Genomic DNA, 22734 nt, shown 5'->3' with positions numbered 1-22734 from the left:
CCCCCCCAAACCCATTCACCTCTCCCCGCAACCTTCCGTGAGCTATTGCCTCAACCCAAACTGTGCCAATCCCCGCAATCTGGGCGATCGCCGCTTTTGCCAGAGTTGCGGGATGGAACTGGTGCTGGGCGATCGCTATCGGGCGCTGGAGCCGCTGGGGGCGGGCGGGTTTGGGCGGACGTTTTTGGCGGTGGATGAATACCTGCCCTCGCGGCCACGCTGCGTCATCAAGCAGCTCTTTCCGCCCAAGCCGGGGACGCGCCACGCCGCCAAAGCGGAGGAATTGTTTCAGCGGGAGGCCGAGCGGCTCGATGAACTGGGGCAGCATCCGCAAATTCCCAAACTGCTGGCGCACTTTATTCATAACGGCTACCCGTATCTGATCCAGACCTATGTAGACGGGCATCCCCTGACGCGAGAACTGCTGCAAGCGGGCGCGTTTGACGAAGACCAGATCCGGCATCTGCTGCGGGGTCTGCTGCCCGTGGTGCAGTTTGTCCACGATCATCAGGTGATCCACCGCGACATTAAACCCGACAATATTATTCGCGATCGCCACACCGAGACGCTGACGCTCGTAGACTTTGGCGCATCAAAAATCAATACATCCTCCAACCTGGACAAAACAGGCACGGTGATTGGCAGCGCGGGCTATTCTGCGCCAGAGCAGGTGGCGGGCAAGGCCACCTTTGCCAGTGATTTGTATAGCCTGGGCGTGACCTGCATTCACCTGATGACGGAGGTCGCGCCGATTGACCTGTATTGCTTTGTCGAAGGGCGCTGGCTGTGGCGCGACCACCTGATGCAATCCGTCAGCGATGACCTGGCGCTGGTCATCGACCGGATGATCGAGCCGGCCATCAGCCGCCGATACGCCGCCGCCAGCGCCGTTTTGCACGATCTGGAACCCGCGCAGGTGTCTTTCGCCCTGCCCTATCGTCCGTCTGCGCCGATGATCCCCGCCGCTACGGTTCTGCCCCAGCGATCGCCTTGGCGCTGTATGCGGACGCTGTGTGAGCATAAACAGGCCGTGGCGGCGATCGCCCTCAACCCGCGCAATCAGCAGTTTGCCAGCGCCAGCTTCGACGGCTCGATTCGGCTGTGGGACGTGAAAACCGACAAATCCACCGGCATTCTGCTGGGGCATACGGAACCTGTGGTGTCACTGGCGTTTAGCCCCGACGGACAGCAGCTCATCAGCGGCAGCCTGGATGATACGCTGCGGGTGTGGAATCCGGAGAACGGCGAACTGCTGCGGACGCTAAACGACCCGTCGGATTCGATCGTGTCGCGGGCGGTGGCGGTCAGTCCTGATGGGCAAACGGTAGTCAGCGGCAGCGACCAGCACACCATTCGGCTGTGGCACTTGGCGACGGGGCGGCTCGTCCGCACGCTAGAAGAACCCCGTGCAGTGACCTGTGTCGCCATTAGCCCCGACGGTCGCCTGCTGGCCAGCGGCAGCAGCGGCAACACGATTCGCCTGTGGAACCTGTACACGGGGGAACTTCTGAAAACGCTGGAAGGGCACAGCCGCGATGTGAATGCGATCGCCTTTAGTGCAGATGGGTCGATCTTGGTCAGCGCCAGCAGCGACCACAGCATCCGCCTGTGGAACTTTGAGACGCGCAAGGTGCAGATGCTCAACGGACATCACGACTGGATCAAGGCGATCGCCCTCAGCCCCGACGGAACCCTCCTCGCCAGCGGCAGCAGCGACCACACGGTAAAGCTGTGGAGCCTGCCCGACGGCAAACTCTGCCACACGCTGGCGGGGCATACCCGCGAAGTGAATGCGATCGCCTTTACGACCGATAGCCAGATTTTGATTTCGGGAAGCCGCGATCGCACGATTAAGCTCTGGCGACGTTAGGCTCTGCGCTCCTTTGGACGCGGGTGTGTGATTGAAGCGACTGGCGAGCCAAACAGCCTTGGGGGATATCCCCTAAGGATTGCTGGTTTGCCAGTCGTTTCAACCCATCCAACAATCAACCAAACGGGCAAAAACGGGCGATCGCCCTACTCATGCACCCAGGGCATGATGGTCGGAGTCCAGTTCACCAATTCCTCCGGCTTAAACCAGAGGCCGATTTCATACTCCGCCGTTTCTGGCGCGTCGGAACCGTGGATGATATTGCGGCCAATGTTTGCACCCAGGTCGCCGCGAATCGTGCCCGGTTCGGCATTCAGCGGGTTGGTTGCGCCGATCAGCTTGCGGGCAGCCGCGATCACGCCATCGCCTTCCCACACCATCGCCACCACCGGGCCCGAAGTGATAAAGTCCACTAGGCCCGAGAAAAAGGGGCGCTCCTTGTGAACCGCGTAGTGCTGCTCCGCCAGCTCACGGCTGGGCTGCAAAAACTTCAGCCCCACTAGGGTAAAGCCTTTCGTCTCAAAGCGGCGGATGATTTCGCCGGCCAGCCCGCGCTGCACGCCGTCGGGTTTGATTGCGATAAAGGTGCGTTCCACAATAGTTACTCCAAATACTCCAAATAACTCCTAACTGCATTCCGAGCGGGGGGTTCCAATCAGGACATTCCAACTGGGAAATTCCAAGCAGGGAATTCCAGATAGGGACTTCCAGGCAGAACCCTTGCAAGCCTTCTCTATGCGCCTTCTCTATGCTCAGAAAAAGATGGCCTTTTGTAAAGAGTCGGGGGCAATGGTCATCGGGGCTTCCTCTCAAAGCTTAATCGAAGCTTAACCAAAGCCTTGCGCGACAAAGGATACAGAGCTTTCTCAGGGAAATACGCTAGACTTAAGCTGAGCTTAAGAAATGCAGACCTGGATGGGGTGTCGTGCGTCGTGCGACACCCCAAACTGTTGGAAAAAACTGGAAAAACCTGGGACACTGCTTTTGCGGCTCACCGCTTGTGGTTTAGCTCATGTTCTAGAGGAAAAACTTGATGGAAGTAAACCCCAAACTCTTTGCCAGCGATGTGGAAGAACCCGGAGGGGGAAAGCTCGCAGAAACGCCGCGAGACCGACGCATCACCAAGCTGCCCACTCCAGAGACGGGGCGTGTGAAGTCGGGCTGGACGATTGAAGACAGCGAGGAACTGTACCGCATCAAGGGCTGGGGCGATCCGTATTTTTCGATCAACGCGGCAGGACACGTCACCGTCTCTCCGCAAGGCGATCGCGGCGGTTCGCTAGATCTATACGAATTAGTGCGAGCGCTGAAGCAGCGGAATTTGGGACTGCCGCTGCTGATTCGCTTTTCAGATATTTTGGAAGACCGGATTCAGCGGCTCAATGCTGCCTTTGCCAAGGCGATCGCCCGCTACAACTACCAAGGCGTTTATCGCGGCGTGTTTCCGGTGAAATGCAACCAACAGCGGCATCTGATCGAAGACCTGGTGCGTTTCGGCAAGCCCTACCAGTTTGGGCTAGAAGCGGGGTCAAAGCCAGAACTGATGATTGCCCTGGCGCTGCTGGATACGCCGGGGTCGCTGCTGATCTGCAACGGCTATAAAGATCAGGAATATATCGAAACGGCAATCCTGGCAAAGCAGTTGGGCAAGACGGTAATCGTCGTGCTGGAGCAGGTGGAAGAAGTAGACCTGGTGATTGCCGAGAGCCGCAAGCTGGGAATCATGCCGATTGTGGGCGTGCGGGCCAAGCTGAGCGCCAAGGGCATCGGGCGCTGGGGCGGATCGGCGGGCGATCGCGCTAAGTTCGGCCTCACCGTGCCTGAAATCATCCAGGCCGTAGAAAAGCTCCGCGCCGCCGACATGCTGAGTTGTTTGCAGCTATTGCACTATCACATCGGCTCCCAAATTCCCGCCATCAATGTAATCAAAGACGCAATTCGGGAAGCCAGCCAGATTTTTGTAGAACTGGCGCAACTGGGCGCGAATATGCGCTATCTGGACGTGGGCGGCGGACTGGGCGTAGACTACGACGGCTCCAAGACCAACTTCTACGCCTCCAAAAACTACAACATGCAGAACTACGCCTACGACGTGGTGGCAGAGGTGAAGGAAGCCTGCGAAGAACGCGACGTGCCCATGCCCACGCTGATTAGCGAAAGCGGCCGGGCGATCGCCTCCCATCAGTCCGTTCTCGTGTTCGACGTGCTGGGCACCAGCGATGTCATCGCCGAGGAACCCGACCCCACCACCGACGACGACCATCTGATTCTGCGAAACCTCTACGAAACCTGGCAGTCCATCAGCGCCGACACGTATCAAGAGGCCTATCACGACGCGACCCAGTTCAAAGACGAAGCCATCAGCCTGTTTGGGTTTGGCTATCTCAGCCTGGTAGAGCGATCGCGGGCCGAGCGGCTCTACTGGGCCTGCTGCGCCAAGATTCTGGAAATCGCCCGCCAGCAGGACTATGTGCCCGACGATCTGGAAGACCTGGAAAAGATCATGGCATCGATTTACTACGTCAACCTGTCTGTCTTCCAATCCGCCCCCGATAGCTGGGCCATCGACCAGTTGTTCCCCATCATGCCGATCCACCGCCTCGACGAGGAACCCACCTGCCGGGGCACGCTGGCCGACCTCACCTGCGACAGCGACGGCAAAATTGACCAATTCATCGACCTGCGCGATGTCAAGTCGGTGCTGGAACTGCATCCCCTGGTCAGGGGGCAGGGATCAGACGCGAATTCTGAACTCCAGACAACGGAGCCGTATTATCTGGGGCTATTTCTAGGGGGCGCGTATCAGGAAATCATGGGCAACCTGCACAACCTGTTTGGCGATACGAATACAGTACATATCCAGCTCACGCCGAAGGGTTACCAGATCGAGCATGTGGTGAAAGGCGACACCATGACCGAGGTGCTGGGCTATGTGCAATACGACTCGGAAGACCTGATCGAGAGCATCCGCCGCCAGAGCGAAGCCGCCCTGCAAGAGCGACGCATCACCCTGCAAGAAGCGCAACTGCTATTGCAAAACTACGAGCGATCGCTCAGTCGGTATACGTACTTGACCTCGTAGGGAAGGGGGAAGGGGGAAGAACGAAGAACGAAGAGGGAAGAACGAAGAGGTTCCATTTTTCGTTCTTCATTTTTCGTTTTTCGTTCTTCATTTTTCACTTCTTCCGTCCCTCCCCCACTGCCTCGATCTGCCGCGCCACGGTCCACGCGCTGTAGCTCACGCCCGCTGTGCCCTCGCCGGGATGGGTCGAGTCGCCCACCAGCCACAGGCGAGGAATCGGCGTGCGGTTGGCAAAGCCGAAGGGGCCGAAGGTGGAGACGCGCTGGCCGATGCCGCCGACCATGCCGCGATCGCGCGCGGTGTAGTATGCAAAGGTGCGGGGCGTGGCGGCTTCGGTATGCACTATCGTCTCAGGTGTCAGGTCGAAGAATTGCCCCAGGCGGGCGATCGCCGTTTCGGTGTAGTGCTGCTTCAGCGCGGCGTAGCGGTCGTCGTCGCCCTGCCAGATGCGTGGGTCAGTAAAAGACGACGCAATTACCGTGGCGCAGCCGTCTGGGGCGCGGCCGTCCCCAGGATGGCTGACGGAAACAAACAGGGAGTTATTCTCGGCGATGGGCCCGTCAAAGTCGTAGAGAAATTGCAGGTGTGGCGGGCAGTCAGCCGGAATTGCGTCCTGCTTGACACCCAAGTACACCACGAACGCGCCGGAGCCGTCGGGCAGCTTGTCTACGCGCTGGCGATAACCCGTGGGCGCGGCCTTGCCCAACAGTTTCACCAGATTTTGCACCGTTACGTTGGCGATGACGTGATCGGCGAGTTCTGTCCAGGTTTCGCCCGTTTTGGAGTTGCAAACGCGCACGCCGACGGCGCGATCCTGTTCCGTGAGGATGCCGTCTACCGAGTGGCGCAGGTGCAGCGTACCGCCGTCGCGTTCCAGGGCTTCCACCAGGCGATCGCTCAGGCCCTGCATACTGCCCTGGAGGTGAAACAAGCCCTGGGGCGATTGCGACACCGCCAGCGCCGTGGCCGCGTAGAGCAGCGCTGTTTCTTCTGCATCCACCTGGGAATAGAGCTTCAGCTGCAAGTCTAGAAACCGCCGCAGCCGATGATCCTGCCCCAGCCCATACCAGCGCAACACCTGCCCCACCGTGGAAAACGTATGCGGCAGCGTGGTCAGCGTTCCCGGCCGCACTGCTTGCACCAGTTGCCAAACATCCCACCCATTGCGCGGCGGCAGCACCGGATCTCGGCTCTGAAACGCCCAGCTTGCCTGAAACAAGTCCTTGAGCAATTGCCAGAAGGGTTCGCTGCCTGGAAACTGGCGCTGCCGCTCCTGCTGCCAGCGCTGCGGATCGCGCCACACGCGGATCGGCTCTGCTTCTCCTGGCAGATAGACGGCGCAGGCGGGGTCGCAGGGCGTGGCGGCGGGTAGGTCGATGCCCAATTCTGAGAAAATGCGGTGGTGAATGCCGCCCGGTTCCAGGCCGGCCACCTGGGTCGCGCCCACGTCGAATGTAAAGCCGCGCCGCCGAAACGTAGAGGCACAGCCCCCCGGCGCGATCGCCTGCTCAAACACCCGCACCCCATAGCCCCGCCGCGCCAGCAGCGCCGCCGCCGTCAGCCCGCCAATGCCCGCTCCAATCACCACCACACGAGGAGCCATACGCCTTACTCCAGCTGGCGATCGCCAGCCCTGTGATATGTCTACAATATTGACGCTTACAACATTTCTTAACAATTCTCATTTTAACGTTTAACCGGATGCGGGCGATCGCGCTATAAAAGTCAAGATTGTGTTCGATGTTCAGGTTAAGGTAAGGTTAATGATCATTTAAGCCAGATTTCTCAACATTGCGATGGATATAGGCGACCTCGTGCGCCTGCGGCAACCGTTTAGCCCCGAGCCAAACAGCGAACGTACCTACAGCTATGGAATCATTGCCGGGATTGTTTGGTCGGAGGATGCATCGCCCCCGTCGCCACCCGTAGAAATTGTGCTTTACCTGTACGATCTCGACACGCAGCGGATTTACGTCGATTCGGCTGGGCTACAGGCCATGTATGCCTTCCGTCCGGATGAGCTAGAGCTAGTGTGAGGTTTTGGATTTTGGGGTTTAGATTGGAGCCTTTGTCGCCGCAAAATGGCCGATCAACCCCCAAGCTCAAAATCTAAAATTTCTTTGCCATCTTCCTTGCCATCAGAGATCGCATCTACTACAACCGTCCATCAAGCTGTGAAAGATACCCTATCGACGCAGCGTCCCCGAAAAATTTGCCGCTAGTCGTTTACGGCGCTGGCAGGTGTTAGCCGCACCAACCAGCACCTGACCCGTTGACAGAGTACGCTGTCTCAGGGCTTTGCTTATTTTAGCCGCCTTGAAATTCGCTCTATGTCTTTCGGGCGGCGGTTTTTCGGGGTTTCCTTCATTCCCATTTCAAGAGGAAACCCCAAATGCTTCAAATTCAATACTTTTCGGCGGCTTCCAACCCGGAGGCGGCCTCGGTTTCGCTGCCTGCTTCCCTCCCTGCTTCGCTGCCGCCCCTGCTGCCCCCACAGCCGAGCCGCCGCCGTCTGCGCCTTTACTTGGTCGGGTCTCCAGCCGACACCCAGCACGAGATCGACCGCCTGCATCTCCTGCACTATGCCGATCGCTTTGAATGGAGCCGCGTGGTGCAGATTCCTGAGGGCGGCATTGTCCTGCGTCCCGATGTCGGGGATGTGTTGCGCTATCTCCAGCGCGATCGCCCCCTGAATTAAAGCCATCGTCCCTTTGACTAGGACGAAGAAATTAAGGGAAGACTAGGAGAATCAGGAAAATCGGTCGCCTGCGGAGAGGGTTCACTACTGCCGCAGGCGATCGCTCCTCTGCTCTTTGCATCTACCCGCACCCACCTGCATGACCTACAGCTTACGCATTGCCGACCTGCCGCAAAGCGAACGTCCCCGCGAGCGGCTGCTGGCCTATGGAGCAAAGCAGCTTTCCTCCGCAGAGCTAATCGCCATCCTGCTGGGAACCGGCCAGGGGCCGGGCAAACTGTCGGCCGTGGGCCTGGGCAATCTCATCCTAAAAACCCTAGAAGAGAGCCACGGCAACGGACTGGCCGCCTTGCAGCATGTTGCGCCTCAGGAGTTGATGCAGATCAACGGGGTCGGCGAAGCAAAGGCAACGACCATTTTGGCGGCGATCGAATTGGGCAAGCGGGTGTTTCAGTCCCGACCGGGCGATCGCACCATCGTAGACGACCCCGCCGTGGCCGCCGCCGTCCTCAGCCAGGACCTCATGTGGCAACCCCAGGAGCGCTTTGCCGTCGTGCTGCTGGATATCAAGCACCGCCTGCTGGGGACCCAACTGATCAGCATTGGCACGGCCACAGAAACCCTCGCCCATCCCCGCGAAATCTTCCGCGAAGTGATTCGCCGGGGCGCAACCCGCGCCATCATCGCCCACAACCATCCATCGGGCAACCTGGAACCCAGCCCAGAAGACATCGCCCTCACCCGCCAACTGCTGCAAGGCGCACAGGTCTTGGGCATCCCGCTGCTGGATCATCTAATCTTAGGCAATGGCGACTTCATCAGCCTGCGCCAAACCACGCAGCTTTGGAGCGAAACGCCCCAGGAAGTCTAGCGCCATCCCAACCGTGAATGGAGGCCTCCCCGATGACCCTCGCATCCAACGAACCCAAAAACGAACCCAAAAACGAACCCAAAGCGGAATCCGGTCTATCGATCCAGCCCGCCTCTGAACCCAAAGTCTGGACCGATGCAGAATTTATGGCGCTGCCGCAGGACGGACACCGCTACGAACTGGTGAACGGAGAACTCATCGATATGGGCAACTCAGGAATGGAACATGGCTGGTTTGCCAGCAACTTAATGATTGTATTGGGTGGCTTTGTGCGAACCCATAAGCTCGGTGTCATGTGCGACTCCAGCACCGCCTTTGCGATGAAAAACGGCAATCGGCGATCGCCCGATGTGTCCTTCGTGGCCAAAGATCGGCTGCAAGGTCTGCGGCGGCTGCCCAAAGGGTTCTTTCAGGGTGCGCCGGATCTGGCGGTGGAGGTGCTGTCGCCCAGCAACACTGTTGAAGAAATCCACAACAAGATCGTTGAATATTTTGAGAACGGAACCCGCCTAGTATGGGTGATTCACCCCGATGAGCAGTACGTGCTGGTCTACCACGGCCCCAGCCCCGATCGCCTGCTGCGGCTCCAAGATGCGCTGGATGGCGAATCGGTTGTGCCGGGGTTTTCCCTCCCGGTCGCGGAACTGTTTGAGGAGCTAGACTTCTGAAATTTCGTCTCCTCATCATCCCTGATCCAACCCCTGATCCAGCGCCATCTGAAACGCTTGGAGCGCCGCAGGCGTGCCGACTGACCACACCTGCGCCACAGCCTCTAGAATCAGCGGCTTGACTGGAAGCTCAGGAAACGTTGGGCTATAGTCAGATTCCACATAATGCCCATCATGCAGGATATAAAACGTCAGGTTTCCATTGGCATAAACCCACAGCTCTGGAACGGCGATCGCCTCATAAGCCGCTAGCGTCATGGCAGAAGTGCCATCGATTTCAAGGGCCAGGTCAGGCGGTGGATCGCCTGGTTGCAGCCGCCGCCGACCCCGCATTTGCGGCGCGTGCTGAATGTAAAAACAGGCATCCGGCTCGACTCCAGCGGTGCCTTCTCGTTTGAAAGTGGTTGAGCCAAAGGGTTCGTAGTCTTGTCCGGTCGTATTCAGCAATCGCTTGACTAAATCTGAGATTAGCTCGGTCGGGCGTTCGTGTTCGGGCAGAGGAACCATGATCTCTAGCGTGCCGTAACTGTAAGCAATTCGAGCAGCCCGCTGTTCGCCTAGTTCTTCCAAAAGACGTTCAAACTCTTCCCAGGACAGGTCGGGAATGCTGACCACGCTGCCCGGTGCCAGGTGCATTTGGCTAATCGGTTTGGCAATCGGCGCTGGAGCCATTGAGGGAAGGGGTTGGGGATTGGGGGTTAGGGCTGAACATCAGATATAACAAGGCCTAAACCAAGGATGAAACGGTGTCAATCAACCTAAACCAGCGCCTTGAGCAGCGCTTGCAGCTTTAGCTTCACCTCAGCCAGTTCGCGGGCGGGGTCCGATCCGGCGACGATGCCCGCGCCTGCATACAGCCGAGCGCGATCGCCCTCCAGCAGGGCCGAACGGATGCCGACGATAAATTCCGCATTGCCCGCCGCATCGACCCAGCCCAGGGGTGCGGCGTAGAGCGATCGCCCAAAGCCCTCAGAGCGGCGAATTTCCTCGCAGGCGATATCGCGGGGCAGCCCAGCCACGGCGGGCGTGGGGTGCAGCGCGTCTACCAGTTCCAGCGGGTGCAGTCGGGCGGGCAGGTGGGCGTGAATGGGCGTGTGCAAATGCTGAATATTCGACAAGCGCAGCAGGTCGGGGGCGGCGGGCATCTGGGGGGATAGCCCAAGACAGAGCAGGCGATCGCGCAAAAAGTCCACCACCACCTGATGTTCGTGCCGCTCTTTGGGCGTGTTCAGCAGGGTGTAGCCCAGCCTCGCATCTTCGTCTGCTGTGCGGCCTCGCGGCGCAGACCCCGCCAGCGCATCGGTCGTGAGGCGCTGATTCCGCACGCTGACCAGTCGTTCGGGGCTGGCCCCGATAAAAGTCTTGCTGCCGCCCTGGTTCACCGAGAAGATATAGCAATCGGGATAAAGCTGCCGCAGATGATGCAAAGAAAAAAGCCAGTCGAATGGACGGCGAGAAATCACGTCAACCGCATGAGACAGCACCAGTTTTTGCAGGCGATTTTGATGAATCGAGCGGAGTGCTTTTTCAACCGTTTTTTGGAAATCATTAATTTCTAAAAATTCCCAGGATGGGGGGGCGATCGCCTCACTACCCGCAAAGTTTAATAAGGAATAGTTTGCCTGCTGAATTTTTTGAAACTTGCGCCAGAGTGCATCGGTTAGCATGGTCACATTAGTATCCGCATCCAGCGCTATATTTGCGGTTGCCAAACAGCGATCTGGCTGGCGCAAAATCTGCCACTCTGGCAGCAAGATCATGGCAGAGGCAAATGGTGAATGAAGGGATCTAGGTTCATCAAAAAAGGTGTAGCTACAGAAACAGCGAAGATCCGCAGGAGAGGTGATGCCCATTGGCGCAGTTTCCACCCCATGAGTTGCCATGAAACGAGGCATCCCAATTAAGCTGTGCTTGAGAAATTGCTGAGTTCTTAAAAAGCGGCGATCGCCCCCTGTGCTGAGCGACAAAGTTTTCCCAAAAGCCGCTACGGCATCGCCTTCGTAGGGTTTTTCAAAGTAGAAATGGGGCTGATCAGAGAGATTCAATTGATGTAGAGCCAGCAGTGGATCAACCGCCTCAATCTCCTGAGAAATGCTGACCCAATTGCAACCAGATTGATGCTCAGAATCTAGGACTTGTTTGATATGCTTCTGGCATTGGGAAAGGAGTTTATATAAACTTTTGCAATCTTGAACAGGTTCAATCGGTCGGGGTGCGACTGGCATGAGTCAATGGTAAAACGGTTCGATAAAGGTGAGCAGTAAAACAGCAATGGCGGGCGCAGCCTGTCTACTACAGGTAACATACTTGGGCAAAGTCTAGCCACCGGCCCATCAGATCTCCATCAGATCTGATAAAGCTGACGATTGTCTCCCACAAAGCCAAGGCCCATCAAGCGTTTGGACGAGGGGCGAACGCCCGCAACATCAGTCACAACTCTTTACAGTTCCAACAGGTCGCCACGACCAATCGGAGAGGCGGAAAATCGTAGAATAATGAGGCTTCCAGCAGTTACCCGCCCGCAATGACGACCAAACCGACCCGACAAACTCCCTCCACAAACCTTCACTCCCTAGAACCGACACTCAGCGCTGGGTCTGCGGTCGGCCCCCACCCAGAGCAGCCCACCAAGCCGCCTGCCAAAAAGCTCTGGATGGCAGCCCTGAAGCCACCTATGTATAGCGTTGCGATTATGCCGATTGCGCTGGGAACGGCGATCGCCTATTTTGAAAAGCGATCGCTTCAATGGGATATTTTGATCACATTTTTAGCGGCCGCAATTTTAATTTTGATCTGGGAAAACCTGAGCAATGACGTGTTTGATTCGGAAACCGGAATTGATCAGAACAAACATCATTCTTTGGTGAATCTAACGAAAAATAAGTCTCTGATTTTTGCGATCGCCAATATTTGTTTAATCCTGGGAATTTCAGGCATCATTTCTATTTCCTGGATTCAGCAAGATCCCACAGTTCTGGGTCTTGTCTTGCTCTGCTGCGGATTGGGCTATGTCTATCAGGGCCCACCCTTCCGCCTGGGCTATCAAGGGCTGGGCGAAATCCTCTGCTTCTTCGCCTTTGGGCCGCTGGGTGTATCGGCTGCTTACTACAGCCAGAGCCAGTCGGGGTCATGGACAAGCCTGGCCGCATCCATCATTTTGGGCATCAGCACCAGCCTGATTTTGTTCTGCTCCCACTTTCACCAGGTCGCAGACGATGCCGCCGCCGGAAAGCGATCGCCCATCGTGCGCCTGGGCACTCGTCGTTCGGCGCAGTTGCTCCCGTGGCTCTGCGGCAGCCTCTACGGGCTAACGGTGCTATTTATCATCGCAGGGCTATTTCCCATCTGGACGCTGCTCATCTTTGTCAGCCTGCCGTCCGCGCTCCATCTCTGCCGCCACGTCCTCGCCAACCACGACAAACCCGCCCGCGTCAGCAACTGCAAGTTCATCGCCGTCTCGCTGCATTTTTGGAGTAGCCTGCTGCTGTGTGCAGGGTTTGCGCTAGCCGCCTTGGGTCGTTAATCCCTCAGACTTTTGCCACAGGCACCGGAGTCACGTCTACATTTCGCCCAAACAACACCCTCGGCTTCAGCAACGCACGAAGCAGCAGCCAGAGCGACTGAAACTCGCCAGGAGACTGCCGCGTTTTCCACTGCCCCGGACGGCAGAACAAGACTTCCACCAAGCGGCGCTGCTGCTCCAGGCTCATTTCTTCAAACAGAATCCGCACGGTGGGAAATTCGTCGCTCGTGCCCGTTCGTTCCACCAATCCCCAGAGCGTCAGGCTTTCTTCCAATAGCTCAATCTGCACGGGCGGCAAATCCGGCGACGGGGGCGGAAAGCCCGCCTGCGTGAGGGCGACCTCTGCGCCCACTTCAGAAATCATGGTGGTGATGCCGTAAAACGAGCGATCGCCCACTTGCAGACGCACCGTCCGGCGCAGGTCAAACCATTCATAGGGACTGGGGCGCGGCGCATCCAGCAAAATCAGCAGCGCAATCCCCAGCATCATCAGGTTATACAGGCTCCACAGCCAGCCCAGCCCGATGCCTTTCACCACCATCGCCTCTTCTGGCGTAACGGTCTGCTGCCATGCGCCCTTGATCATGCACATGCCCAGATTCACCCATAGGCTAATGGCTGTCAGCACGAAGAAAATCAGAATCGGCGCGGCCAGGTTCCAGTTAAACGTAAAGCGATCGCTCGCAGTGCCCTTTGGCGTGACCTTGAACCCCTTGGAGAACGGATTCAGCATCACCTTCACCACCGTCGCTGCCAAGGGCACAGCCAGCGCTAGTGAGTAAATGTCCGACAGCACGGCGGAGCGCGATCGATAGTTCAGCCAGGAAAACACCGCAAGCTGCACCAGATAATAGGGCAAAAAGAAATACATGAGCTCCGCCGCCGTCGCCCGTAGTGGAATCACGCCCAAAAACGAATAGGCTAGCGGCATCAGTAGATAACCCACGCGGGAAATGCTGGTAAACCAGTGCAGCAATCCCTCCAGGTGGGCCAGCCGCTGCAACGGCCGCAGCCCCCGAATCGTCAGCGGATTCGCCTGAATGAAAAAGGCTTGCAGCGTCCCCTGGGCCCAGCGCAGCCGCTGGAGCGCGTGGGAGGCGATGTTCTCTGCCGCCAGACCAGCACTCAGCTTTTCGTCCAGATATACCAGGCGATAGCCCTGAGCCGAAATGCGAATGCCCGTGAAGTAATCTTCACTGAGGGAATCGGTGACAAAGCCGCCGATTTCATCCAGCACGCTGCGCCGCACCACAAAGGACGTACCCGAACAGATGACGCTACCTGCCCCATCGCGGATTGGCTGAATCTGGCGATAAAACACCTCTTCTTCGGGCGTGAGTACGTCTTCCAGCCCAAGGTTGTAGGCGATCGGGTCGGTGTTGTAAAAGGTCTGCGGCGTTTGCACTAGCGCCACCTGCGGATCTTGGAAAAAACCGACCGTGCGGATTAGGAAATTGCGGGTGGGCACAAAGTCCGCATCGAAGACCACAATCAGTTCCCCGGTGGTGCGGGGCAGGGCGTTGTTCAGATTGCCTGCTTTGGCGTGGCGATTGTCGGGGCGGGTGATATATTCGCAGCCCAGATCCGCCGCTAGTGCCTGGATTTCGGGACGGCGCGTGTCGTCTAGCAAATAAACCGTTTTAGCCGGATAGTCGATCGCCTGACAGCCGATGACCGTGCGCTTGAGGATAAAGGCAGGTTCGTTGTAGGTGGGAATGAAAATATCTACGGTTGGCACATATTGTCCGGTTTGCACGGCTTGGGAAAGGGCATCGGCTTCGGAACGGCGATCGCGCACCTTCAGCATCAGCGTCAGTTGGATAATCGCGCTGCTCAGCATCAATAGTTCCAAAAACAGCAGCCCCAGGCTAAACACCCCATTTAGCGGCGTATTCAGGTTTAGCGTGCTGGCCACTCGCCAGAGCACATAGCGCACCGTCAGCACCAGCAAAATCGTCACCACCACGGTTCGCGACCAGGGACGCGGACGGGGCGACAGCGCCATCACCCCCATTACCAGCAGAAACAGCGCCACGGTGGGCACTAGCAGGTATTGCCCCGTCACCATCGGCACTTCTAGCCACAGCGGCGGGTTCTGCTGAATCGCGTTGATCTGGGCGAAGATTTTGCTAATCGTGCCCTGGCCCGCAAACCAGAGCGCCACAATCACAAAGGCGATCGCCACCACGCTCAGCAAAATCAGCGTCGTCAACTGCGGACGCATCGGCGCAGGTCTGGATCGGGACACCTGCTGACGACGAATTTCAGAAGTAGTCATAGAAGATGAGTCCTCAATCTGACATCGGCGATTAAGCAAAACCGCTATTCCAAACCCAATGTCCTAAGGTGCCAAGCGTTACAAGCTTTGCTCAGCCAAGTGTAAAGCAGTACACTGTCCCTATTAGATACGAATCCAAGACCAAAAAGGATTTGAGAATGGCTCAGAAATCTCCAAGCCGTCAGTCTTCTCCCGCGTTCTCAGTCCATCCCAATGCCTAATCCAGCGCGATCGCCCAGGTAAGCGATATCGGTAAACCCTATAGGTAAGCCATAGGTATATCAGCCAGCCCTTTCGCTAACTGTTGTCTCGCTAACTATTGTCTCGCTAACTGTTGTATGGGTAACGCCGTACAGATAACGCCGAGTTTCTGTAGCGTTCTCAACGAAGCACCCGCTCATGATGGCTCATAAATCAATCGCTGAAACCGAAAACCCAAACCGGTTGCTCAAGCAAATTGCTCAGGCGAATTGCTCAGGCGAATTGCTCAGGCGAATTGCTCAGGCGAACTACTCAAACCGTACATTCCCACAAATAGCTGAGAACAATCTGAGCGTGCTGAGAACATCCTGAAATATAAGGCTGGAAATATAAGGCTGAAACCCATCCGGACTGATCTGGCAAAGCTCCTCTCAAACCATGCCACACGCTTCAAGGTGCGACAATTAAGCTCTAACGGTGGAATTTCTACCCGATCTGGCCCGATCTGGTTTAATTACCTCTGGCTTAACCTTCCATCAAAAACCCGTATCGCAGAAATCTAGAAAATCCCGCATAATCTTAAGAGAACGCAACAGTCTGGTTTTTGCACAAGTGCGGCGATCGCCGCGATTAGCCCCTAACCGAGTTCAGGAGACGGTTCGCCTATGGCCATGATCGAAACCAAAACCGAACCCATGGTGCTTAACATGGGTCCCCATCACCCTTCGATGCACGGGGTGTTGCGGCTCATCGTCACCCTGGACGGGGAAGACGTGGTGGATTGTGAACCTGTGATCGGCTATCTGCATCGCGGCATGGAAAAAATTGCAGAAAGCCGCACGCCTGTGATGTACGTGCCCTACGTCAGCCGATGGGACTACGCAGCGGGCATGTTCAACGAAGCGGTTGTCGTCAATGCCATCGAAAAGCTGGCTGACGTGCCCGTGCCCAAGCGCGCCAGCTACATCCGCGTCATCATGCTGGAGCTAAACCGCATCGCCAACCACCTGCTGTGGCTTGGCCCCTTCCTAGCAGACGTGGGGGCCCAAACGCCCTTCTTCTATATTTTCCGCGAGCGGGAAATGATCTATGACCTGTGGGAAGCTGCGACGGGCTACCGCATGGTGAATAACAACTACTGGCGGATTGGCGGCGTTGCGGCTGACCTGCCCTACGGCTGGGTGGATAAGTGCGCCGACTTTTGCGACTACTTCCTGCCCAAGGTCGATGAATACGAAAAGCTGATTACTAATAACCCGATCTTCCGCCGCCGCGTCGAAGGCGTTGGCACCATCACCCGCGAAGATGCGATTAACTGGGGGCTGTCTGGCCCGATGCTGCGGGCTTCGGGGGTCAAGTGGGATCTCCGCAAGGTCGATCACTACGAGTCCTACGACGACTTTGACTGGGAAATTCATTGGGAAACCGCGGGAGACTGTCTGGCGCGTTACCTGGTACGAATTCGCGAAATGCGCGAGTCGGTCAAGATCATTCGCCAGGCCCTTGCAGGCTTGCCGGGTGGTTCCTACGAAAGCCTAGAAGCCCAGCGGATGAATGCCGGCCCGAAGTCCGAATGGAACAGCTTTGACTATCAGTTCATCGGCAAAAAAGTTGCGCCAACGTTCAAGATTCCCAAGGGTGAAAACTACGTCCGCATTGAAAGCGGCAAGGGGGAAATCGGCATCTACGTGATCGGCGATGACAATGTGTTTCCCTGGCGGTTCAAGATTCGCGCCGCCGACTTCAACAATCTGCAAATCCTGCCTTACCTGCTGAAGGGCGTGAAGGTGGCAGACGTGGTAGCCATTTTGGGCAGCATCGACGTGATTATGGGTTCGGTTGACCGATAGCGGGCCGAGCAGGGCACATTGCACAACCGGCTGTATGACTGGTGCAGTTTGAGTCTGTTTTTTGCCAGTTCTACTTATCTCAGCGGCTCGAGACGAAGGGTTTCGAGCCGTTTTGGTATGTTCTCGCGGTTCGGTTTTTGCAGAGCAGCAAGGGACTTATTGTGGAGGCTGGATGGAACCTGATCTAGGGCGATCGCGTCATAGGGGCTATCTTCACCTGATGCATCCCGGTTCAGCGTCGCTCAGCGTTTTCTTGGTCGATTTCTCAGTCGATTTCTTGGTCGGCGGTTCACCCGTTTGGGTCAATCTTGTCCAAATGGATTGACTTACACATTCCAACCAAGGATAAATAAGTATGTTTACATTTAGGTAAGTATGTTTACATTCCACGATCTGCTCAGAGCTTTTTGGGCAGCGTGGCGGGTTTCACAGTTCCGGTGCGTAGAGTCTGGCGCAAGGTTCTGAGACTTTCCGAAATTCCAGCAGCAATGGCTGGATCACTAGAAACAACAACCTCTTTGGAAGCGCGTTCGAGTTCGATTCACGTATCAGAAAGCTCGATGGAATTAGCAACAACACTGAGGGGGCATACCGTCCACAACGCGGTGCGTGAGGTCGGCATCAACCCCAACTACTGGTATCCCGTTTACTGGGCTGAAGATTTGCAGCCGGGTCAGGTGGCGCAAGTGGTAGTCTGGCGGCAGGCGATCGCCCTCTACCGCACCCCCGATAGACAGGTCTACGCGATAGAGGATGCCTGCCCCCACAAAGGGGTAGAGCTACACAAGGGCAAGGTCAAGGGCGATCGCCTGGTGTGCCCCTATCACGGCTGGGAATTCAACTCAGACGGGCAATGTGCCCACATTCCCTATCTGCCGCCCAATCAAAAACTGCCCTGCGCCCAAGCCCGCAGCTACCCAACGCGAGAGCGCTATGGAATTCTCTGGGTGTTTCCGGGTGATCCGTCCCTAGCGGAACAGGTCGCCATGCCCCATATGCCGGAATACGACGACCCTGCCTATTTTCAAATCCCCATTCCGGGACATTTCCACGCCCATTTCTCGATTTGCAACGAGAACACGATGGATGTGTTTCACGGCTATTTGCACGAAAACCTCCAGGGCTGGTATGACCCGAAATTGCTCAAGCTAAAGGAGTCGCCTAATTCCGTTCTGGCAGAGTATGAGGTGAACTATGACGGCTGGATGACCAAAGCCCTGGGGCTGAGCGAAGACGGCGGCAAAACCACTCGCGTCGTCTCGGTTCACTACCAATATCCGCACTACACCAGTTCGCTGGAGGGCGTGTCCTCGCTCTACCTCAATCGGTTGCCCGTGGGGCCCAAGGAAACTCGCTCCTTCTCGATCCTGTTCCTCAAGCTGCCCCTGCCGCAGTGGTTGGTGCGCCCCATCCGCAAGCCGCTGATGCTGTTTGTGCGGCGGTTTGTGTTTATGAAATTTCTCCTGCAAGATGTGGAGATGATGGAGAGCGAGCAGCGGGTTTTCACGTCAGACCCCAAGCGACGCTACGTGGAAATCAATCCAGCGATCATTGCGCTCCAGCGTGTCTTTTTGCGGCAGTATGAGCAGTTTCTGCAACAGTCTCAGGGATGCTCTGAGTCGTTTTCTGGAGCGATTTCTGGAGCGATCGCCCCAGCAGATGTAGCAGCCAGTAGCGAAGGAGAAATGCCGCAGCCTGAGCCTGTTTTGGCAGACTCGGCAAGGCGTTCGGTGGACACTTCCAATGGGAGGGGTGAACTGTAACAATCTCAAGACATAGATTAATCTCCTTCTGGCAGAGTAAAGGAAAACTCTTATTGTAATTATCAAGAAGCGCCGCCGGAGCAGCGCCAGGGGTCGAGAATTCACCCAAAAGCTCAACCAGGTTTCACGAGTGTCGATATAGCGCCAATGGACTTAGCAGCATGAACTTAGCAGCATGGATTCAGCAGCAATGAGTTAAGCCAAGTCTAATCATCCGAGGGGCTAGAGAAGATACGCTACACAATTCAGTTAGGTGAGGGGAGTTTACTGTGCAAGTTATCAAGGAATACGTTCAGCGCTGGTATGAGAGCGGGCTAGACCCGGATGAATATATCTGCCATCGCAAGCAGGGCAACCTGGTAGAAATTGAAGAGGCCGATACGGGCCGTCGCCGCATGGTGCTGACCTTCTGCACAAACGATGTGCTGGGTCTGGTGCAAAGCCCCGCAGTCAAGCAGGCAGCCATCGACGCGATTCTGCAATTTGGCACGTCGAACAGTTCGACCTCGGTGCTGAGCGGACGAATCGACCTGCACCGCCAGCTTGAAGATGAAATCTCTGCCTTTAAGCATCTGGGTCATACGCAACTGTTTTTAAATGCGTGGATGGCCATGCAAGCGCTGATGGATGCGTTTTGCCATCAGGCAATTCCGGTGCCAGGGTTCCAGAACACCCGCGAGACACTGATCATGACCGATGTGCTGAATCACGGCTGCATCGTGTCGGCGATCGCCAATGCGGGCACTCGGTCAGGCAAGCTGTTTGGCCATAGCCCTGCGGTGCGCGTGCGAGCCTATCGCCACTGCGACATGGAAGACTTTGCCCGCAAGCTGAAGCGCTATGCCAAGCCGGGCGATCGCATTTTGGTCGTCTCCGACGCGGTGTTCTCGATGGATGGCGACATCGCGCCCCTGCCCGACATGATCGATATTATGTCGAAGTATGAAGACACCACCCTGGTCATGGACGAAGCCCACGCCAGCGGGTCGATCGGCGCGACGGGTCGCGGCATCTACGAACACTTTGGAATTTTGCCGCAAGATGCGCTGGATAAGGGCGTAACGCCGCTGATTATGACCACCTTCTCGAAGTTTGGCGCGTCGGTGGGTGCCGCCATCAGCAGCCCCGTGGCAGAACTGAAGCCGCTGCTGAATGTGTCGCCGTCTTCGATTGGCACCTGTTCTCTGGCTCCCCCGCTGACGGCGGCCGCGCTGGAAGCTGTGCGCCAGGTGCGCCAGCATCCCGAACTGGTGCAACGTCTGCACGACAATACACGCTATCTACGGAATCGTCTGGCAGAGAATGATTTCCTGGCAATTGGTGAAACCAACGTGCTGCCCGTCCTGCTGCCGCCGGATCTGAATCCGAAGGACTTTGCGCGATCGCTCGTGGCCAATCACGGCATCTGGGTTTCACCCATCTGGTACATTGCCAAGCCCCGACTGCGGATCACGGCCAACGCGCTGCACACCCGCGAGGAAATGGATCGTCTGGTGGCTGCAATGGTGGCGGTGCGCGAGGAAATGTCCTATAAACCTGCGGCAACCATCAGCGCCTAGTTTAGCAGCGCCTAGTTTAGCACATCGTTCAGGCATTTTGAGGCTGTAGGCACAGAACTTACGCACTTGCGATAGGCTTTCTGGATTTTGGATAATTTCTCGCGGGCTGCGCCTGTGAGAAGTTATCCGACTGCATAAGTCCTAAGGCATTTTGAGAAAAGCGGGGAACTGGCGATCGCCCTTCTCTGAACGCTAAATCGAACCTACCTTGCATCGCTCAAGAAAGACGGCGGCAGAAGGTGTCGCCGTTTTTGTTTTGGGGAACCAAGGGGGCGATAGAACCAAGATTGAACCAAAACATTTGCGTCTAGCAGCGCGAAATAGGAGAATGGCGCAGAATCAGTTGTCGATTTGCGGCTACTTGGGGCTGATTCGCCGCTGCAATCCATCGAGCGCTATGTTAGACACTCCCGTCGGCTGGTTGGTTCTGTTTTTAGTGGGCACAATGACGGGCACCCTGTCGGGGCTGCTGGGCATTGGCGGCGGGCTGATTATGGTGCCGATTCTCACGTTTTTTGGGCTGCCGCTGGTGCAAGCAACAGCGACGAGTCTGGTTGGTGTGCTGCTGAGTGCTTTGTCAGGGAGCTACCAAAACCTGCGGACGGGTGCGCTGAACTGGCGCGTTTCTCTGCTGCTGGCGGTGTTTGGCATGGCGACGGCGCAGGTTGGGGCGTGGCTGGGCGATCGCCTTCCCGATGCCTCCCTATCGCTTGCCTTCGCCGTGCTGCTGCTGGTCACGATCTACCTCATGGATCTCCGCCGCAAGCTCGCCCAAAAAGAGCGCCAACTGAAAATTCCAGCCCCCGAAACAGTTTCAGCACCCGTTTCGCCCCCTGCCAATGCGCTCCCACCCATCGCTGGAATTGGCCTCCTCGCCGGAATTCTCTCTGGCCTCTTTGGGGTGGGGGGTGGCGTAGTCATGGTGCCGCTGCAAACGCTGTTTCTGGGCGAAACAATCAAGTCTGCGGTGCGAACCAGCCTGGGGGCGATCGTACCAATTGCCATTTCAGGACTGGCGCAACATGCCTATAACGGCAACGTGCTGTGGATTGCAGGGGTTTGTCTGGGGCTGGGCGGCATCGTCGGCGCTCAGGTCGGCACGCGCCTTCTGCCTAAGCTGTCCGATCAAACTGTGAATCGGCTGTTCAAATCCTTCCTGATTGCCCTGGCAGTCTATATGACCATGCGGGGTGTAAAAGGGCTTGGGGGCTAGGGTGCAAAGGGTTGAGAAGGGCATAAAGCAAGCCTGGAATCGGGCGATCGCCCTCCATCCTCAAACCCCCATCCTCAAACCTCCATCCTCAACCCAATCGCCCTAGATAGCAAAACCTATCGCAAAACTTAGTGATATTTTTTAGTGATATTTTCGAGCTTTTTGCGCTATCCTGCGATCGCCCCAAATTCTCACATTTCCAAATTCTCGCCTTTCCCATCCCCTATCCTCCTCGACCTTGCTTGACTCGACCTGGCTAGATTGGTTCGCCGTCCTTGGCTATGTATCCCTGGCGCTGCTAGTGTGCTGGCGCGTCTTGCAAACGCAGCCCAAGAAGTAGCCTAGACAGTGCCTAGAAAATGCCTAGAAAATGCCTGGAAAATATCGCTCTTCAGAAAAACGCTCCCAAAGGTCTCCATGGCAAAGAAACCAAAGCATGATCTGAAATGGGTGAAAGAAACCCTCAGCCTGCCCGAAAACCACAACTGGAAATCGCAAGATGGCTACAACATTTTCGTAGCTGGACGCGGTGCGGTGCGGTTCGACGTTCCCGAAGATTGGATCTTCGAGCCGGATGAAAAATCCTTCAAGTTTTTTGACGGCAAGCCGCCCAACGACAACTGCCGCCTGGAGGTGTCCTATAACCTGCTGCCAGAGGGCGACTGGACGCTGTTTCCGCTGGTCAGCGTGATGAAGGAACTAGTTGAAAAAGACGAGCGCAACATTTTAGAAAAGGGCGAGATTGTCAGCCTCAAACGACAAACCGCCCGGGTCGTCTGGACAGAGTTCAAGTTTCTTGATTCACAGGAAAATCGCGAAGCCTACTCGCGTACCTGCATCGGGCTGGGTTCAGGGGTGCAGTGCCTAATCACCTTCGACTATTGGGTGGACGATGCCGAGCGGCTCACGCCCGTTTGGGACGTGGTCATGAATACACTGACGCTGGGGTTGTTTATCCGCGACCCCAGGCAGGGCTTTGCGTTTCCTGATTAACACTTCCTGATTAACACTTCCTGATTAACGCTTCCTGATTAACGCAATGTGCAACTTTGCCGGTTCCCTTGTGTGAATCGCTGGGCAGTACCGCCGCCCAACGATTCACGCTCTTAGAGGATGTTTGAAAAGTCCTACTGTTTGTAGCAAAGCGTGCAAGATCCC

17 protein-coding genes are annotated in these 22734 nt (G+C 56.6%); 12 read left to right on the top strand and 5 right to left on the bottom strand.

The genetic code is table 11. The annotated features are described in order from the left end of the window. The first annotated feature begins 37 nt into the window (after positions 1-37). Entirely contained in the window at positions 38-1870 is a 1833-nt protein-coding gene (locus IGS51_RS06880; RefSeq protein WP_297077446.1) for a serine/threonine-protein kinase, read from the top strand. Positions 1871-2016: 146 nt separating this feature from the next. Here the strand turns inward: IGS51_RS06880 and ndk are convergent, their stop codons facing one another. Next, positions 2017-2466 (bottom strand): nucleoside-diphosphate kinase, encoded by a 450-nt coding sequence (gene ndk / locus IGS51_RS06875; RefSeq protein WP_297077444.1) that lies wholly within the window; start codon positions 2464-2466, stop codon positions 2017-2019. Between the two features lie 437 nt (positions 2467-2903). Here ndk and speA point away from each other — a divergent pair, with 437 nt between their 5' ends. Then, entirely contained in the window at positions 2904-4952 is a 2049-nt protein-coding gene (speA, locus tag IGS51_RS06870) for a biosynthetic arginine decarboxylase (RefSeq protein WP_297077442.1), read from the top strand. Positions 4953-5046: 94 nt separating this feature from the next. Here speA and crtD read toward each other — a convergent pair whose 3' ends face one another. Next, on the bottom strand, positions 5047-6555 hold the full coding sequence (gene crtD, locus IGS51_RS06865; protein ID WP_297077441.1) for a C-3',4' desaturase CrtD: 1509 nt from the start codon (positions 6553-6555) through the stop codon (positions 5047-5049). Positions 6556-6748: 193 nt separating this feature from the next. On the opposite strand from crtD, the gene IGS51_RS06860 reads away from it, so the two are divergent. The 4 genes from IGS51_RS06860 (at position 6749) to IGS51_RS06845 (ending at position 9189) form a co-directional block, all read left to right on the top strand. Continuing rightward, positions 6749-6988 carry a hypothetical protein gene (locus IGS51_RS06860; RefSeq protein ID WP_297077439.1) on the top strand — a complete coding sequence of 80 codons (240 nt, stop codon included), beginning with the start codon at positions 6749-6751 and terminating at the stop codon, positions 6986-6988. 356 nt (positions 6989-7344) lie between these two features. Continuing rightward, positions 7345-7650 (top strand): hypothetical protein, encoded by a 306-nt coding sequence (locus IGS51_RS06855; RefSeq protein ID WP_297077437.1) that lies wholly within the window; start codon positions 7345-7347, stop codon positions 7648-7650. A gap of 139 nt (positions 7651-7789) precedes the next feature. Beyond that, the gene (gene radC, locus IGS51_RS06850; protein WP_297077436.1) at positions 7790-8521 is read left to right on the top strand and encodes a DNA repair protein RadC; all 732 of its coding nucleotides are present in this window, start codon (positions 7790-7792) and stop codon (positions 8519-8521) included. Positions 8522-8667: 146 nt separating this feature from the next. Next, on the top strand, positions 8668-9189 hold the full coding sequence (locus IGS51_RS06845) for a Uma2 family endonuclease (RefSeq protein WP_297077489.1): 522 nt from the start codon (positions 8668-8670) through the stop codon (positions 9187-9189). A 15-nt stretch (positions 9190-9204) separates the two neighbouring features. Here the strand turns inward: IGS51_RS06845 and IGS51_RS06840 are convergent, their stop codons facing one another. After that, complete coding sequence (locus IGS51_RS06840; RefSeq protein ID WP_297077433.1) at positions 9205-9861, bottom strand: Uma2 family endonuclease; 657 nt, start codon at positions 9859-9861, stop codon at positions 9205-9207. Positions 9862-9947: 86 nt separating this feature from the next. Then, positions 9948-11234, bottom strand: a complete 1287-nt coding sequence (locus IGS51_RS06835; RefSeq protein ID WP_297077431.1) for an isochorismate synthase MenF — start codon at positions 11232-11234, stop codon at positions 9948-9950. 608 nt (positions 11235-11842) lie between these two features. Between IGS51_RS06835 and menA the strand changes: the two genes are divergently transcribed. Continuing rightward, a complete protein-coding gene (gene menA, locus IGS51_RS06830) occupies positions 11843-12712 on the top strand; it encodes a 2-carboxy-1,4-naphthoquinone phytyltransferase (protein ID WP_297077487.1) in 870 nt (289 codons plus the stop codon). A 4-nt stretch (positions 12713-12716) separates the two neighbouring features. Here menA and IGS51_RS06825 read toward each other — a convergent pair whose 3' ends face one another. Further along, the gene (locus IGS51_RS06825; RefSeq protein WP_297077430.1) at positions 12717-14990 is read right to left on the bottom strand and encodes a glycosyltransferase; all 2274 of its coding nucleotides are present in this window, start codon (positions 14988-14990) and stop codon (positions 12717-12719) included. Between the two features lie 866 nt (positions 14991-15856). Here IGS51_RS06825 and IGS51_RS06820 point away from each other — a divergent pair. The 5 genes from IGS51_RS06820 to IGS51_RS06800 all read left to right on the top strand — a co-directional run bounded on the left by IGS51_RS06820 (position 15857) and on the right by IGS51_RS06800 (position 22569). After that, positions 15857-17041, top strand: coding sequence for an NAD(P)H-quinone oxidoreductase subunit H (locus tag IGS51_RS06820; RefSeq protein WP_297077428.1), 1185 nt, complete (start codon positions 15857-15859; stop codon positions 17039-17041). Positions 17042-17601: 560 nt separating this feature from the next. Continuing rightward, entirely contained in the window at positions 17602-18804 is a 1203-nt protein-coding gene (locus IGS51_RS06815) for an aromatic ring-hydroxylating dioxygenase subunit alpha (protein WP_297077427.1), read from the top strand. Between the two features lie 269 nt (positions 18805-19073). Then, positions 19074-20363: an aminotransferase class I/II-fold pyridoxal phosphate-dependent enzyme gene (locus IGS51_RS06810; protein ID WP_297077426.1), complete on the top strand. Its 1290-nt coding sequence runs from the start codon at positions 19074-19076 to the stop codon at positions 20361-20363. Between the two features lie 328 nt (positions 20364-20691). Next, positions 20692-21576: a sulfite exporter TauE/SafE family protein gene (locus tag IGS51_RS06805; RefSeq protein WP_297077424.1), complete on the top strand. Its 885-nt coding sequence runs from the start codon at positions 20692-20694 to the stop codon at positions 21574-21576. A 417-nt stretch (positions 21577-21993) separates the two neighbouring features. Beyond that, positions 21994-22569 (top strand): hypothetical protein, encoded by a 576-nt coding sequence (locus tag IGS51_RS06800; RefSeq protein WP_297077422.1) that lies wholly within the window; start codon positions 21994-21996, stop codon positions 22567-22569. Positions 22570-22734 lie beyond the last annotated feature (165 nt).

Source organism: Thermoleptolyngbya sp. M55_K2018_002 (genome assembly GCF_015295965.1).
In the GTDB taxonomy this organism is placed as follows: Bacteria; Cyanobacteriota; Cyanobacteriia; order Elainellales; family Elainellaceae; genus Thermoleptolyngbya; species Thermoleptolyngbya sichuanensis.
The sequence above is the reverse complement of the archived record's forward strand: the minus strand, read 5'-3'. Positions and strand labels throughout refer to the sequence as shown.